17 protein-coding genes are annotated in these 14,747 nt (G+C 39.7%); 1 reads left to right on the top strand and 16 read right to left on the bottom strand.

Annotation, left to right across the window (positions count from 1 at the left end; translation table 11 throughout):
* Nucleotides 1–19: 19 nt before the first annotated feature.
* The 15 genes from fadD to ccmA all read right to left on the bottom strand — a co-directional run bounded on the left by fadD (nt 20) and on the right by ccmA (nt 12,994).
* Entirely contained in the window at nt 20–1,708 is a 1,689-nt protein-coding gene (fadD, locus tag BKK54_RS05900; protein ID WP_077542199.1) for a long-chain-fatty-acid--CoA ligase FadD, read from the bottom strand.
* Between the two features lie 49 nt (nt 1,709–1,757).
* Complete coding sequence (locus BKK54_RS05895; protein ID WP_077542198.1) at nt 1,758–2,297, bottom strand: Slp family lipoprotein; 540 nt, start codon at nt 2,295–2,297, stop codon at nt 1,758–1,760.
* A gap of 2 nt (nt 2,298–2,299) precedes the next feature.
* A complete protein-coding gene (gene tsaB, locus BKK54_RS05890) occupies nt 2,300–3,010 on the bottom strand; it encodes a tRNA (adenosine(37)-N6)-threonylcarbamoyltransferase complex dimerization subunit type 1 TsaB (protein WP_077542197.1) in 711 nt (236 codons plus the stop codon).
* A 10-nt stretch (nt 3,011–3,020) separates the two neighbouring features.
* Complete coding sequence (locus BKK54_RS05885; RefSeq protein WP_077542196.1) at nt 3,021–4,931, bottom strand: ATP-dependent DNA helicase; 1,911 nt, start codon at nt 4,929–4,931, stop codon at nt 3,021–3,023.
* A 198-nt stretch (nt 4,932–5,129) separates the two neighbouring features.
* A complete protein-coding gene (locus BKK54_RS05880) occupies nt 5,130–5,423 on the bottom strand; it encodes a hypothetical protein (RefSeq protein WP_077542195.1) in 294 nt (97 codons plus the stop codon).
* Nucleotides 5,420–5,998 carry a hypothetical protein gene (locus tag BKK54_RS05875; RefSeq protein WP_077542194.1) on the bottom strand — a complete coding sequence of 193 codons (579 nt, stop codon included), beginning with the start codon at nt 5,996–5,998 and terminating at the stop codon, nt 5,420–5,422. The genes BKK54_RS05880 and BKK54_RS05875 overlap by 4 nt, the downstream gene beginning before the upstream one ends.
* 158 nt (nt 5,999–6,156) lie before the next feature.
* Nucleotides 6,157–7,074 carry a c-type cytochrome biogenesis protein CcmI gene (ccmI, locus tag BKK54_RS05870; protein ID WP_077542193.1) on the bottom strand — a complete coding sequence of 306 codons (918 nt, stop codon included), beginning with the start codon at nt 7,072–7,074 and terminating at the stop codon, nt 6,157–6,159.
* A complete protein-coding gene (locus BKK54_RS05865; protein WP_077542192.1) occupies nt 7,075–7,539 on the bottom strand; it encodes a cytochrome c-type biogenesis protein in 465 nt (154 codons plus the stop codon). It abuts the gene before it with no gap.
* Nucleotides 7,539–8,084 (bottom strand): DsbE family thiol:disulfide interchange protein, encoded by a 546-nt coding sequence (locus tag BKK54_RS05860; RefSeq protein ID WP_077542191.1) that lies wholly within the window; start codon nt 8,082–8,084, stop codon nt 7,539–7,541. The genes BKK54_RS05865 and BKK54_RS05860 overlap by 1 nt, the downstream gene beginning before the upstream one ends.
* A 38-nt stretch (nt 8,085–8,122) precedes the next feature.
* The gene (locus BKK54_RS05855) at nt 8,123–10,078 is read right to left on the bottom strand and encodes a heme lyase CcmF/NrfE family subunit (RefSeq protein WP_077542190.1); all 1,956 of its coding nucleotides are present in this window, start codon (nt 10,076–10,078) and stop codon (nt 8,123–8,125) included.
* Nucleotides 10,075–10,599 carry a cytochrome c maturation protein CcmE gene (ccmE, locus tag BKK54_RS05850; RefSeq protein WP_077542189.1) on the bottom strand — a complete coding sequence of 175 codons (525 nt, stop codon included), beginning with the start codon at nt 10,597–10,599 and terminating at the stop codon, nt 10,075–10,077. Before ccmE ends, BKK54_RS05855 begins: the two co-directional genes overlap by 4 nt.
* Complete coding sequence (ccmD, locus tag BKK54_RS05845; RefSeq protein WP_077542188.1) at nt 10,596–10,799, bottom strand: heme exporter protein CcmD; 204 nt, start codon at nt 10,797–10,799, stop codon at nt 10,596–10,598. Before ccmD ends, ccmE begins: the two co-directional genes overlap by 4 nt.
* 104 nt (nt 10,800–10,903) lie before the next feature.
* Nucleotides 10,904–11,641 carry a heme ABC transporter permease gene (locus tag BKK54_RS05840; RefSeq protein WP_077542187.1) on the bottom strand — a complete coding sequence of 246 codons (738 nt, stop codon included), beginning with the start codon at nt 11,639–11,641 and terminating at the stop codon, nt 10,904–10,906.
* A gap of 44 nt (nt 11,642–11,685) precedes the next feature.
* Nucleotides 11,686–12,351, bottom strand: coding sequence for a heme exporter protein CcmB (ccmB, locus tag BKK54_RS05835; protein WP_077542186.1), 666 nt, complete (start codon nt 12,349–12,351; stop codon nt 11,686–11,688).
* A gap of 4 nt (nt 12,352–12,355) precedes the next feature.
* On the bottom strand, nt 12,356–12,994 hold the full coding sequence (gene ccmA / locus BKK54_RS05830) for a cytochrome c biogenesis heme-transporting ATPase CcmA (protein WP_077542185.1): 639 nt from the start codon (nt 12,992–12,994) through the stop codon (nt 12,356–12,358).
* A 280-nt stretch (nt 12,995–13,274) separates the two neighbouring features.
* Here ccmA and sodA point away from each other — a divergent pair, with 280 nt between their 5' ends.
* Nucleotides 13,275–13,922 carry a superoxide dismutase [Mn] gene (gene sodA, locus BKK54_RS05825; protein ID WP_077542184.1) on the top strand — a complete coding sequence of 216 codons (648 nt, stop codon included), beginning with the start codon at nt 13,275–13,277 and terminating at the stop codon, nt 13,920–13,922.
* 194 nt (nt 13,923–14,116) lie between these two features.
* Here sodA and BKK54_RS05820 read toward each other — a convergent pair whose 3' ends face one another.
* A complete protein-coding gene (locus tag BKK54_RS05820; RefSeq protein WP_077542183.1) occupies nt 14,117–14,731 on the bottom strand; it encodes a YfgM family protein in 615 nt (204 codons plus the stop codon).
* Nucleotides 14,732–14,747: the final 16 nt, after the last annotated feature.

Below are 14,747 nucleotides of genomic sequence, written 5' to 3'. Positions count from 1 at the left end.
ATCCCATAATTAATGCTGCTTAATGTGTGGCACGTTTGGCTAATTCTTCATCCCTTAGCACTCGACGCAAAATTTTTCCCACATTGGTTTTAGGGAGTTCCTCTCGGAATTCGATCTCTTTTGGTACTTTATAACCGGTCAAATGCTGTCGGCAATGCTGACGAAGTTCATCACGCGTAAGACTTTCGTCTTTTTTCACTACAAAAATTTTAATAGTTTCGCCTGAAACTTCATTCGGTACGCCAATCGCAACAACTTCAGAGACTTTATAATTCAACATCACCACATCTTCAATTTCGTTAGGATACACATTAAAACCTGAGACTAAGATCATATCTTTTTTACGATCAACGATGCGTAAATTATAGGTATCATCCATAATGACAATATCGCCCGTTGCCATCCAGCCATCTTTAAGCACTTCAAGTGTGGCTTCCGGACGTTGCCAATAACCTTTCATAACCTGTTCACCTTTTACCCAAAGTTCACCGGCTTCCCCAATATTGGCTTCACTTCCATCTTCTTTGATAATTTTTATGTCGGTATTTGGTACCGGCACCCCAATTGTCCCATTGTGTTTGACCACATTAATCGGACAAGCGGCAATAAGCGGCGAACATTCTGTCATCCCATAGCCTTCAATAATGCTGCACCCCGTTAATTCATGCCAACGGGTCGCCACTGATTGCTGTACCGCCATTCCACCACCAACAGATAATTTTAAGGATGAAAAATCCACTTCTTTGAAATTTTCATTATTTAATAGCGCATTAAATAATGTATTCACCCCTGTAATGGCATGGAAAGGATATTTTTTCAGCTCTTTCACAAATCCATCAATATCTCTTGGATTGGTGATCAAAATAGCGGTAATCCCTAACTCGACAAACAGTAAACAATTTACGGTTAACGCAAAAACATGGTAAAGCGGTAAGGCAAGAATAGCCGTTCTTTGGCGATGATGATCACCCAAAAACGGATCGGCAATCCATTTTGCTTGAAAAACATTAGTAATAATATTGCCATGAGTCAACATCGCACCTTTCGCCACACCTGTCGTTCCCCCTGTATATTGTAAAAATGCTAAATCTTCCCTTTCCACCTGAGGACGTACATATTGGCGATATTTTCCAATACTCAGCACTTCGCGAAAGGTGACGGCATGAGGTAACTTATATTTTGGCACCAATTTCTTAACATATTTCACAATGAAATTAACAAGTGTGCGTTTACCAAAGGAAAGTTGGTCTCCCATTCGGGTTAAAATAACGTGTTTAATATTTGTGTTAAACACGATTTTCTCTAGGGTTGAAGCAAAATTTGAGACCACAACAATAGTTGTCGCCCCACTATCTTGTAATTGATGTTCCAGTTCTCTTGGGGTATAAAGCGGATTCACATTGACCACTATAAGCCCTGCACGTAATACACCAAATAACGCAATGGGGTATTGCAGCAAATTCGGCATCATCAATGCAACACGATCACCACGTTTTAATTTCAATTCATTTTGCAAATAAGCGGCAAAAGCACGGCTACGCTCTTCTAATTTTCTGAAAGTCAGCACCTGCCCCATATTAATATAGGCTGGACGATCGGGATGTTCACGTATTGCCTTTTCAAACATGTCCAAAATCGAGGCATATTTTGAGGTATCCAATTCCGTAGGTACACCTTCCGGATAATTTTGAAACCAACTTTTTTCCATTTTCTATCCTTTATATTTGCCATAAGGAAAAGTGGGGGGATTCTATCATCTAATATAAATAATAGCGAATTTGCGGCAGATAAAACCCATCATTACGCCAATAATGAGCACGATAAAACCGCCAATTCTCATCATAATCAGAATAATAATCTACGCCAACTTTCCACAATCTATAATTTTTCACATTAATTACCGGATAGACATACTCCGCTTGATCAACCTTTCCTACTTGTTGTTTCTTTAATATACCACCTAACGTAATATATTGATTTTTAACGACCTCAGGATCAATAAATCCCTCAATATAGGCAATAAATCGACCGTTGCTATGAGCCTCCAACAAAGGTTTAGCATTCAGTGAGGAAACCGGCAGATTTAAAATCTCAAGTTCGGTTCGATTTTCTAATGCCGTGGCACGAATCACTTTACCTCCCAAGCGGATATGATGACAGGCACAGGCATAATCTTGCGTTTGAATTTGCATTAAATCCGTTCGAGTAAAATTTTCCGTTTCAAGCCCTTTAGGAGCACTCACGCAAGCAGTTAATCCTAAAAGTGCGGTTAAAAATAATCCTATTTTTTTAAGCATCGCTATTCTCTCCCCGGTAATTTTTTCCACGCCACCGTATTACGTAAATACACAGGTTCAATATCCAAGGCTGAAACCGCTTTTCCCTGCCGCCAATCATTGAGAGCAAGAGGTAGCATTGACAATGCACGAGGCAATTCAATTTCAGAACCATTTTTCCCCTGCTGCTGAAATACATCATAAGCCCGCCAGCCGGTTCCCACTAAAAAATCTTGTCCGGATTCCATTTGTTCTAAAGCTCTCAATGGCGAACAAACCTGTTCTGCAACAATTGTCTGCCAGTCAAAAAACTCGCCAGAATTCGTCCGCACTTTTTGACGTTGGAGTCGGCAGAAATACACTTCATCCATTCGGGCATCAATCGCTGCGGCCACATTTTCCACTTGATATTGCTCAAACGCAGCCTGTGCCATCGCTGTTAAATTAGAAATAGGTAATACAGGTAAATCTGCCCCTAAGGCTAACCCTTGTGCGACACTGCAACCTACCCGTACCCCAGTAAAACTCCCCGGTCCTCGTCCGAATGCTAAAGCATCAAGCTGCGTTAAGCGAATCCCCGATTGAGCCAATATCTCATCCACCATGGGTAAAATACGCTTTGTGTGAGAGCGCTGTGCCAGTTCATTTATCTCCGTTTTCTCCCCTTTATAATAAAGGGCGACAGAACAGGCTTCTGTTGAAGTATCAAGTGCAAGTAAAGTTAAATGACTCATTCTCTTTCCATTAAATTGTTTTTAAAAATTCGACGACTTTATTCAGATCCCGTGTTCGTTTTGCTTGTGGCAGACTTTGCAAAAAAATTTGTCCATAAGGTCGCATCACTAAACGGTTATCACAAATCATTACTACGCCACGATCATTGACATCTCGAATCAATCGCCCCACCCCCTGTTTTAGACTAATCACCGCCTCGGGAATCTGAATATCATTGAACGGTTCTCCACCTTGTAAACGACAGTCTTCAATACGTGCTTTTAATAAAGGTTCATCGGGTGATGTAAAAGGAAGTTTATCTATAATCACAAGAGATAATGCCTCCCCTCGCACATCGACCCCTTCCCAGAAACTTGATGTTGCTACCAATACACTGTGTTTTTCGCTGATAAATTTTGATAGAAGTGTCGCTTTCGATGTTTCCCCCTGTAATAAAACCGATAATTGGCTCTTTTCACGAAAATATTCTGCAAGGTTACGCATCATTGCATAAGAGGTACAAAGAACAAAACAGCGCCCTTTATTCGCTTCAATAACAGGTAGCAACATTTTACCGAGTTCCGACTGTGTATTCGAGCGATTAGTATGAGGTAAATAACGAGGCACACAGAGTAACGCTTGTTCGCTGTAATTAAAAGGGCTTTGTAAAATCAGTTGGCGGGCATTTTCAATGCCGAGTCGATGGCAAAAATAATCAAAGTTTCCCCCCACTTCTAATGTTGCGGAAGTAAAGACCCACGCAGCTTGTTTTGCTTTTAACTGCTCGCCAAATTTATCTGCAACAGTAAGAGGCGTGATATGTAAAGCAAACTGGCGGGAGAAGGTTTCATACCAATAACAATATCCCGTGCGATCGGTATCAAATAAACGTTGCATATGATTTTTCAGGCTTTCAGCCCGTTCAAAAATATGATCCAGCGTTTGCGAACGCCCTAAAGCTAATTTTATGACCTCAGACAAGAATGCTAATTTTTCAATAATCATGTTAAAGGATTTTTCGACCGCACTTTGTTTTAATATCTCACGCCAGTTTCCACGTTGGTTCCCTTCCCCTAACAATAGACGAAAATCTTGTACTGTTTTTTGTAAGGTATCCGCTGCATTGCCGAGCTGTTTCAAATCCTTTAATTCAGTCCGATAAACAATATGACTATCTTTACAGAGATCAAAAAATTGACGGGAAGTCACTGATTGTCCGAAATACTGGCTTGCAATATCAGGTAGCTGGTGAGCTTCATCAAAAATAATATTTTCTGCCTGTGGAATAAGCTCACCAAAACCACTCTCTTTCACCGCCATATCCGCAAAAAATAAATGATGGTTCACGACAACCACATCCGCTTGAAGTGCTTTCTTACGAGCTAAGGCGACATAACAATCCGCATAATTTGGACAATCTGAACCCAGACAACTTTCTGCGGTACTGGTTAATTGTGATAGGATAGGACTATCCTCTGCGAGTTCGGGACATTCCGATAAATCTCCGGTTTGCGTTGAAACATTCCATTGACGCACTTTAAATAAATCCGCCAGCACTGATTTATCGCCTAATACTCCTTGTGCAATGAGTTGTTCTAAACGCTCTAAGCATAAATAATTTGCCCGCCCTTTCAATAGTGCGGTTTTGCCTGTGTAATTAAGAGCTCGTTTAATTGTCGGTAGATCCCGTTTAAAAAGTTGGTCCTGTAAATTTTTAGATCCTGTCGAAATGATTGTTTTTTTACCGGAAAGAAGTGCTGGGGCAAGATAAGCAAAGGTTTTACCTGTACCGGTTCCTGCATCCACGACTAATGATGTTTTATTTGCCAAAGCACTTTCCACCGCAATTGCCATTTCTAACTGTGCTGAACGTGGACGAAAACCTTTAATCTGTTGTGTTAATGCACCATTCTCAGCAAAAACATCTATTACCTTAGCCATAAATACAAAATATTCCTTTTAATATTGCCGTAGTTTAGCAAAATTAGGGAATCTATTGAATAAAAGTACAGTAAAATGAAATAAAAATTGATGAGAAATGAGAATGTTAAATGCCGTCTTTTTCCTAAATCAATACTATCTCAATATAGATTTATTGACATATAAAAAACACCCATCGGCGGATGGGTGTTTTATTTGTTACCAATAATGATATCCTCGATAGTAACCAAAACCAACACTTGGTACGATAGCCACCGGTGCACGTTGATATTTCACCTTTGAGCTATGATCACTCGCATTCATTTTAATCGGATCATCAATCTCATTCGCTACTTTCGCTTTTTGTGCGGCAGTAACGGTTCTACCTGATGCCACCTGCGCCTGATATTCCTGCACCGTTTTCATATCATAAATCCCAGTATCTTGCTGTGGTTGTGGTGAACTACAAGCCATAAGAAATAACACTGGAACTGCGATGAATAATTTCTTCATTTTTTACCTGCTTTACAAATCGTTTTATTTAAAAGTTGTTCGCCTGTATAGATTTTCTCTCTCACGATATCCTTTGTTTTCTTCATTTCCCTTTCGCGAATTTCTTTTTCTAATTGATGATTCTTAATTGCATAAATAGGCACATACTGCATATTATTTGGATCATGTTTTCTATAAATCGATGCCCCTGTAATACCGCCATAGTACTGGCTATCATCATTACGGCTGATATAGTGGTTTGTAAAGTTTGTGAAATCAACACCATAATCGCCATTAAAGCCTTTACATATACCGGCTGCAGAGACAAAAACACTTCGAGATGAGGAGTTTTCATCTACCCTATAAACTTCAAACTCAATACTATTTCCCAAATCCTTGGCATCTTGTGTCGATTTATCCTCTGTTAAAGCACGTAATTCGCCCCCCGTTTCCACATAACGAACAATCCCTTCGTTAATGCTCCCTTCTTCACTATTAACGAAAGATTGCACATTTTTTGCATAGAGAGGTATAGAAAAAAATGATAAAGAGGAAAAATATAATAAGTAGATATTTAATTTTTTATGATGACACATAACTAATTCCTTTTATCATCCGTAATAATCAATAAAGACCGATTGGCGAATTATAAAGACGACCGCCAAAGTTTACTCCATTTTAGTTAATCCATCAACTTTACAAAAAATAAAATAGTTTACAGTTTCCATTAACAAAAAATAAAACACCACGATACCTAATCTTTATCAGGTGTAATACTTTTTGATTTTTCTTTCTCTTGGCTTTCTAAAGCATCCCTTGCCGCTCGGATACTCTTCTCAATTAATGGGAGACGTTCATCATCTTTTGGCATTAAGCGTAACATCATCGCCCACGTGACGGCAGCCATTTTATAATCTTCCGTTTCAAAATATCGGAATGCCAATAAACTTAGTGCTTCAATGTTGGTATGATCTTGACGAATCACGTCACGTAACAAATCTCCCCCTTTGAGTTTATCCGTTGGATCATCGGAAAACATCAATACGCGTGCATAACCAAGCTTATATTGTATATTTTCAGGATCAAGCTGATTGGCTTTCTGATAGCTATCAAAAGCTAAACGTGCGTTGCCCAAATTCATTCCTATCTGACCAAGTAACCACCATTTTTTGGCATCTGTTGGTGTTTTCTGCAAATCAATACGAAGTGCGGTAGAAAATTGTTGTATTTCCTCATCGGAAAGTGGGTGACTATTTTCTTCCTTTAACCGCTCATAAAAATAGGGTAACTTTTCATAGGTTTGCATTAACATTGACTCCGCTTGCCAAGCACCTACCATAAAATAGCTTGTGCCGGCAATAATCCCACTCGCTAAAACCCCACAAGCGAACCAAATTTTTCCGTAAGATTGATTCTCTACCGCCACTTTTTCTTCTTGAGCAGGCACATCATCCAACAAATTTTTCTGCAATTCTTGCTTGAGTAAGCCTAAATTTTCGACTAAACCTTTCTCATTATCTTGCTCTATTTCTTGTAAGCGTGAAAAGTACAAAGCTTTATTCAATTCATCGCGATTTTGTTCGTCTTTTGCTTTAAATTGACACAGTAAAGGATAAAAACAAATTAATGCCACAACCAATGTCAGTATGACAAAACACAATATCAAATTCATCTATTTATCCTTTTGTTTTAATAATTCAGCCAAACGGACATTATCCTGCTCCGTTAAAACATTGTCAGATTCCACCGCACTTTGTCTTTTAGGTTGATGTTTTAATAGGAAAAAAAGACCAAACAGCACTGAAAGTAGAGGCGCAATCCATAAAATCAAGGTGCTTTTTGTTATAGGTGGATCATAGGTGACAAAATGACCATAACGCGCCACCATATACTCCACCACATCATCTTTCGACTTTCCTTCTTTTAGCAGGTCAAATACTTTATTACGCATATCTACCGCAATAGTTGCATTAGAATCTGCGATGTTATTATTTTGGCACTGAGGGCAACGTAAAGATTGAGTGAGTTGATGATAATCCGTTTCTTGCTCTTGAGAACTAAAATTTAATACATCAATCGCAGAAAACGCTAATGTACTGAATAAAAGTGCGGTCAAAAAAATCGCCAATTTTTTCATTACTTTTTCTCCGAGAGTTTGTCATAAAGCGGTTTCAAGGTTTCCATCCACACTTTTTCGCTCACATCCCCCGCCAAACGATAATGAATCACACCGTTACCATCAATAATGAAAGTTTCCGGCGCACCATATACCCCTAAATCTAACCCGAAAGATCCCTTTTCATCTTTCAATACAACCTGATACGGATTGCCTAAATCTTTTAACCATTTGATGGCTTTTTGCGAGTCGTCCTTGTAGTTCAAGCCTATAATGGCTATGCCTTGCTGCGAGAGTTTATTTAAATATTGATGCTCTGCATAACAAGTCGGGCACCAGGTTGCCCATACATTTAACAACAGCGGTGTCCCCTGTTGGAACAATTCTTTACCATAAGATTTGTTTTCAAAAAGTTCCGCTAAAATTTTCTCCGGTACAGGTTTGCCAACCAAAGCCGATTCCAGTGCTTTAATATCTTCCCACTGTGCGTTACGATTCAATTGCACTAAAAAAGTGATCGCCACCATTAAAAAGAGAATAAGAGGAATAAATAATTTCTTTTTCATTTTCTACCGCACTTCTAAATAAGGTAAACAATAAAACGTTAGAGACGTGACTTATTGAGTAATAAACCAAACCGATAGCGTCTATCAAATAAGCACAACAATCCGCCAAACGCCATAAATAGCCCACCGATCCAAATCCAACGGATAAAAGGTTTGTAATATAAACGCAACGCCCAAGAATTATCATCAAATTTTTCTCCGAGTGCCACATAGAGATCTCGTGTTAAGCCACCATTGATTGCCGCCTCGGTCATAGACATCCGGCTTACCGTATAAAAACGTTTTTCAGCAAACAATGTTGCTTCCGCTTTTCCATCTTTTGTAATGTCAATTTGTGCTTTACCGCCGATATAATTTGGCCCATTTGCCTCACTCACACCAACAAATTTGAAATCATAACGACCAATTTGAGCACTCTCTCCCACCGTCATACGAACATCACGCTCTACACTAAAATTTTGGCTAAAAGCAATGCCCCATACGGTCATCGCCACCCCTAAGTGTGCCAATAACATTCCCCAATGAGAGCGGGAAAGCTTACGTATGCCCACAAAAAACGATGTGCGGTGCATAGCACGTTGCTGAAGTTCATAAATAGTAAGCAATAAGATGATGATGGTCATCATGGAACCGAGCACGACACTCACTGTAATATTGTCTTGTAAAAGATAAGGTAAAACAAAACCGGCAATCATCATCACAATCAAACTAATAACAACAGGCGTGCGAATTGCCGAAAATTGATCTCTTCGCCATTTCACTAAAGGGCCAATACCCAATAAGAGAGCGAAAGGGGTCATAATCACCAGAAACATTTGATCAAAAAACGGGGCGCCAATTGAAATTGAGCCTAGCCCGAGCTGCTTATGTATAAGTGGCAATAATGTCCCTAAAAACACAACACAAAGTGCGGTCATTAAAAGGATATTATTTAATAGCAACATTGTTTCACGCGAATAACGCGCGGCATTATCACGAGATCGAATTTGGTTACCTTTATAGGCATAGAGAGTAAGAGAGCCGCCAATCACAACAACCAAATAAGCAAGAATGTATAATCCTCGGGTTGGATCTGATGCAAAAGCGTGAACCGATACCAAAATACCGGAACGCACTAAAAACGTGCCAAGCAAGCAAAGGGAAAATGCCAAAATCGCCAGTAATACCGTCCAAGCTTTAAAAGCCCCCCGTTTTTCCGTAACGGCAAGGGAATGAATTAATGCTGTCCCTGCTAACCAAGGCATAAAAGAGGAATTTTCAACAGGATCCCAAAACCACCATCCCCCCCAACCGAGTTCGTAATATGCCCACCAAGAACCCAGCACAATACCAAGGGTTAAAAATACCCATGCCGCTATCGTCCAAGGACGTGACCAACGAGCCCAAGCGGAATCAAGTTTACCGGTCATAAGTGAGGCGATAGAAAAAGCAAAGGCAACAGAAAAACCCACATAGCCCATATAAAGCAAAGGGGGGTGAAAAATTAATCCGATATCCTGTAGCATTGGATTCAGCTCTTTTCCATCTACCGGAAAATCAGGGAAAGTACGGCTAAACGGATTGGATGTAAACAAGACAAACAACACAAATCCTACACTAATAATGCCCATAATGCCTAAGACGCGAGCGACCGCTTCTTGAGGTAAATGTTTACTGAATAATGCGACAGCTGCTGACCAAAGCGTAAGCAACCAAATCCAAAGCAATAATGACCCTTCATGAGATCCCCAAACAGCGGAAAGGCGATAATAAACAGGAAGTGTACTATTTGAATTATTCACCACATATTGCACGCTAAAATCATTCACCGCAAACAAATAGAATAGTGCGATAAACGCAACAGTAAGACTGATAAACAATCCGTATGTCATTGGGCGAGCCAATGCCATTAATCTCACATTACCATTCTCAGCACCCCATAAGGGAAAAATAGCTAACATTAATGACACCGCAAGGCTTAAAGCAAGCGCATAATTTCCGATTTCAGCAATCATTTCCCGCCTTCTTGTTTTTCTTGAAGATCACGAGCGCTTTCACCTTTTAGATCGGCAGCATTAAGCCCCATGGGTTGATGCACTTTTTGCATTTTTTCTCCCAATTCCGGGGGAACATAGTTTTCATCGTGTTTTGCTAATACTTCTGTCGCCGTTAATACGGTCGGCGCAGTCAATACACCTTGTGCCACAATCCCTTGCCCTTCTCGGAATAAATCCGGCAAAATACCTTCATATTCCACTGTAATCGCCGGCCCAATATCATTTAAATCAAACCGTACTTTTAGGCTTTTAGGATCACGCACCACCGTACCTTCAACTACCATACCACCGACTCGGATACGTTGTCCGACTTCCGGTTTTTGATTTGGATTATTCTCTTTTCCTTGAATCACTTCAGAAGGGGTATAAAACAAATCAATATTTTGGCGTAATGCATATAACATTAAGCCACTGGCAATCGCAATGCCAAGCACAACAAAAGTAATGACTTGAAGTCTGGATTTCCGTCTCGGGTTCATAATATGTCTCCTTTGTTGATTTGTTTTAAACGAGCCTCGCGTTGCACTTCACGTTGGACATTCCGTAATACCATTTTTCGCTGTTTAATACTTTGAGCCATTAATGCCACAATTGAGGCAAAACTGATACCATAAGAAAGCCATACATAAAAACCGTAGCCTCCCATATTGAAAAAATCACGCCAAGTTTGAAAAAACATCGTTATTCCTTTTACTTAAAATTCAATTTATTTTCGATAACAGAAAGAAAAATAAGTTTTCACATTCTGTCCATTCCTATTTTTGCTAAAAGCCAATGAGCCTTTTATATTTTATGTGCCAATTCCCTTACCCAAGGACGCTTCGCCTCTTCTTTCAGTAATTCCACACGATAACGCACCAATGTCAACCAAATGTATAAAGCTAGAAAACCAAAGATACACAAAACCAGCGGAATTAACATCGGCGTAGCAATAGACGGTTTTTCAAATTTAGTAATACTCGCCCCTTGATGAAGAGTGTTCCACCATTCCACCGAAAAATGAATAATCGGTAAAATCACCACGGTAGTAATACATAAAATACCGGACGCTTTTGCACCGGTTGACCGATCAGAAAATGCAGAATAAAGCGCAAGAATGCCAAGATATAAGAAAAATAAAATTAACTCAGCAGTTAAACGTGCATCCCATACCCACCAAGTCCCCCACATTGGCTTGCCCCAAATTGCCCCGGTGATGAGCGCAAGGAAAGTAAACAATGCGCCAATTGGTGCCATTGCAATCATGGCTAAATGAGCTTGCTTTATTTGCCATACAAGTGCAACTACTGCCGCTACAGCCATTGAACCATAAATCCCCATGGACCAAATTGCAGTAGGAACATGCACATACATAATACGAAAACTATTGCCCTGTTGATAATCCGCAGGTGCATAAGCTAATCCCCACACAATGCCGACAGCAAGCAAGAGAAAACTTAAAACTGCAAATATCGGACTCAATTTCCCACAAAGATGGTATTGAGTTTCTGATTTCGCATAGGGATGTAACCACTTCCACATAAAAAATCCTTCAAAAAATACAAAAAAACAACCGCACTTTTAACCTAATTATCAAGGCTAATACGCAAAGCAGCGACCACAGCAAAAGGGGATAAGGTTATAGCCCCACTCATCATTGCACCCAAAATTGCCAATTGCCCCCCGTAAGGCAAATGTAATCCCGCAGCCTCTAACACAGAAGAAGCAAAAATGAGTACGGGAATAAAGAGTGGCACAACAATTAAACTTAATAATACTCCCCCCTTACGCAATCCCACTGTGAGTGCCACGCCAATCGCGCCGATACAGCTTAGCACCGGCGTTCCAAGAAGTAATGTCAGAACCAACGCACACCAAAGATGAATCTCAAGAGAAAGTAATAATGCGGCAATCGGTGAAAGCAAAATAAGAGGGAAACCGGTTAAAAGCCAGTGAGATAATACTTTAGCTAATGCAGTTAAGACTGGAGATTGGGGGGAGAGCATCAATTGTTCAAGTGAACCGTCAATGAAATCATCACGAAATAGTCGCTCAAAAGAAAGTAACGCAGAAAGCAGAGCAGCCACCCATGCAATTCCCGGTGCAATACGTGAAAGTAATGTTGGATCCGGCCCAATCACAAGCGGAAAGAGTGTAATCACAATTAAAAAAAACCACAGTGGATTTAAAATTTCCGCTCGCTTTCGCATAGCAATTTGTAATTCACGTTTTACTATTTCCCAAAAAATCATTTGCTTATTCCGCTTGATACTTGGCTAAATCCAACTTTTTTAAGTTGCAACTTGGCACATCCTGATGGCTGGTTAATAAAACAATACCACCTTGTTTTGTGTGTTCATCAAAAAGTGCAGTCAAAATCTCTACACCTTTTTTATCAATCGCAGTAAAAGGCTCATCCAAAATCCAAAGTGCTGCACGAGAAAGCCATAAACGGGCTAAGGCAATGCGACGCTGCTGCCCGGCTGAAAGTTGTGCGGCCGGTAGATCCTCACGTCCTACTAATCCCACTTTTTCTAACACCGCCCAAAGTGCTTCATCACCGGATTTTGCCTGACTAATTCGCTGATAAAATTGTAAATTTTCCCATGCGCTTAATTCTGGTTTTACACCAGAAAGGTGGCCTAAATAAAGCAAATTCTGATGATAAATTTCCCGTCGTTTGGAAATTGACGCCAAATCCCACCACACGTCTCCGTCCAAGGGCTGAGCAAGTCCGGCTAAAATTCTCAATAAGCTGGTTTTTCCAATGCCGTTACGCCCTTCGATTTGAATAAAATCGCCACTCTTAAAATCTTGTGATAACCCACGAAAAAGTACCCGTTCACCACGTTGGCAAGCGAGATTTTTTATCGATAAAGTATGAGATTCAAACATAAGAAAAAACAGCCATATACAATTGGCGACATTTTATCATAAGGTAAAAATTTGACGAGATTCCCAACAGGTAAAAAAGCTAACTCTTTAGACGTATATCATAGGTTTTATTGATTTAAAACAAGATTTGTTAAGATACCAATTTCAACAAAGGAAAAACATTTAATGATCTAAATCAAATTTTCTGCTACTATCTGACCAATTTTTGGCTATGACTTTTCTTTGTAGTGCATAGCCAAAATGGCTCAAATAATAACTTGTTTTATAGAAGGAACGAATTATGGCTTACACTTTACCTGAACTAGGCTATGCCTATGATGCATTGGAACCACATTTCGATGCTCAAACAATGGAAATTCACCACAGTAAACATCACCAAGCTTATGTTAACAATGCAAATGCGGCATTAGAGAACTTACCTGCTGAATTTTTAGAAATGTGCCCGGGTCAATTAGTTGCTCACCTTGACAAACTACCGGCTGAAAAACGTGCTGTATTACGCAATAATGCCGGTGGTCACGCAAACCATAGCTTATTTTGGAAATCCTTGAAAAAAGGAACAACCTTACAAGGAGCATTAAAAGAGGCAATCATGCGTGATTTTGGCTCTGTTGAAACATTCCAAGCTGAATTTGAAAAAGCAGCTGCAACCCGTTTTGGTTCAGGTTGGGCATGGTTAGTTTTAACCCATGAAGGAAAATTAGCAGTAGTTTCTACTGCGAATCAAGATAATCCATTAATGGGTAAAGAGGTGGCTGGCTGTGAAGGTTTCCCTCTTTTAGGCTTAGATGTTTGGGAACATGCTTATTACCTAAAATTCCAAAATCGCCGTCCCGACTACATTAAAGAATTTTGGAATGTTGTGAACTGGGATTATGTCGCAGAACGTTTTGAAAAGAAAACGGCTGATTGCAACTGTGCGAAATAAGAAAAGAAAATAAAACATAAAGAAGTGCGGTCAATTTTGACCGCACTTTTCACATCCACTGCCTCACCTTAGATTTGTACTTCTGATATTTTCAGTATTATGTAGTGAATACACAAAAGTAAAAATTTCAACGAAATGTAGGGAAAATAAATAGGTAATGTAAAAAGATAAAACGCTCTTACGAGCGTTTTACATTAAAGATTATTTAGCTTCATTTGTGCCGCTTGTTGTTCTAGGGGGCCACCTACTTTAAGCGCTTGTTCAAAACTCATTTTAGCCGCACCGCTTTCCCCTTTGGCAAGTTGAATATCACCCGTTAAAAGTGCTTTTCTTGCAATAAAACCAGTACTTTTTACCTGATTAAGATTGGATAACGCCGAATCTAACTGCCCCAATTGAAATTGCACCGCACTTAAACGCAGTGCTGCAAGAGAAGTCAGAATTTCATCTTGAGATTGTTTTAAAGCGTCTTGCAGAACGGCTTCAGCAGAGATGAAATCTTGTTTCTCAACTGCTTTCTTCGCTTCATCAAATAAAGCAAACACGGCATAACTGGTTTGACTATTTGCTTGAACAAATTCGGTTAATTTTGCTTTCTTCGCCGTCAAATCCTGTTCGGCACTATAAATTAATGCATCATATCCTGCAGAGGCTTCAATAATTTGATTAGTTTGATAGGTCTGCCAATAACGCCAACCCAATACACCACTCACACCTAAAATAAAGGCAACAATGATGCTTTTACCATTTTCCTTCCACCATTCTTTTAACTGGTTAATCTCTTGTTCTTCTTCAATAGAATACGCCATATTATTTTCCTTTATA

It is taken from the genome of Rodentibacter genomosp. 1 (assembly GCF_001999285.1).
Classification (GTDB): domain Bacteria; phylum Pseudomonadota; class Gammaproteobacteria; order Enterobacterales; family Pasteurellaceae; genus Rodentibacter.
Note: the sequence above shows the minus strand (reverse complement) of the source record. Positions and strands in the feature narration are given on the sequence as shown.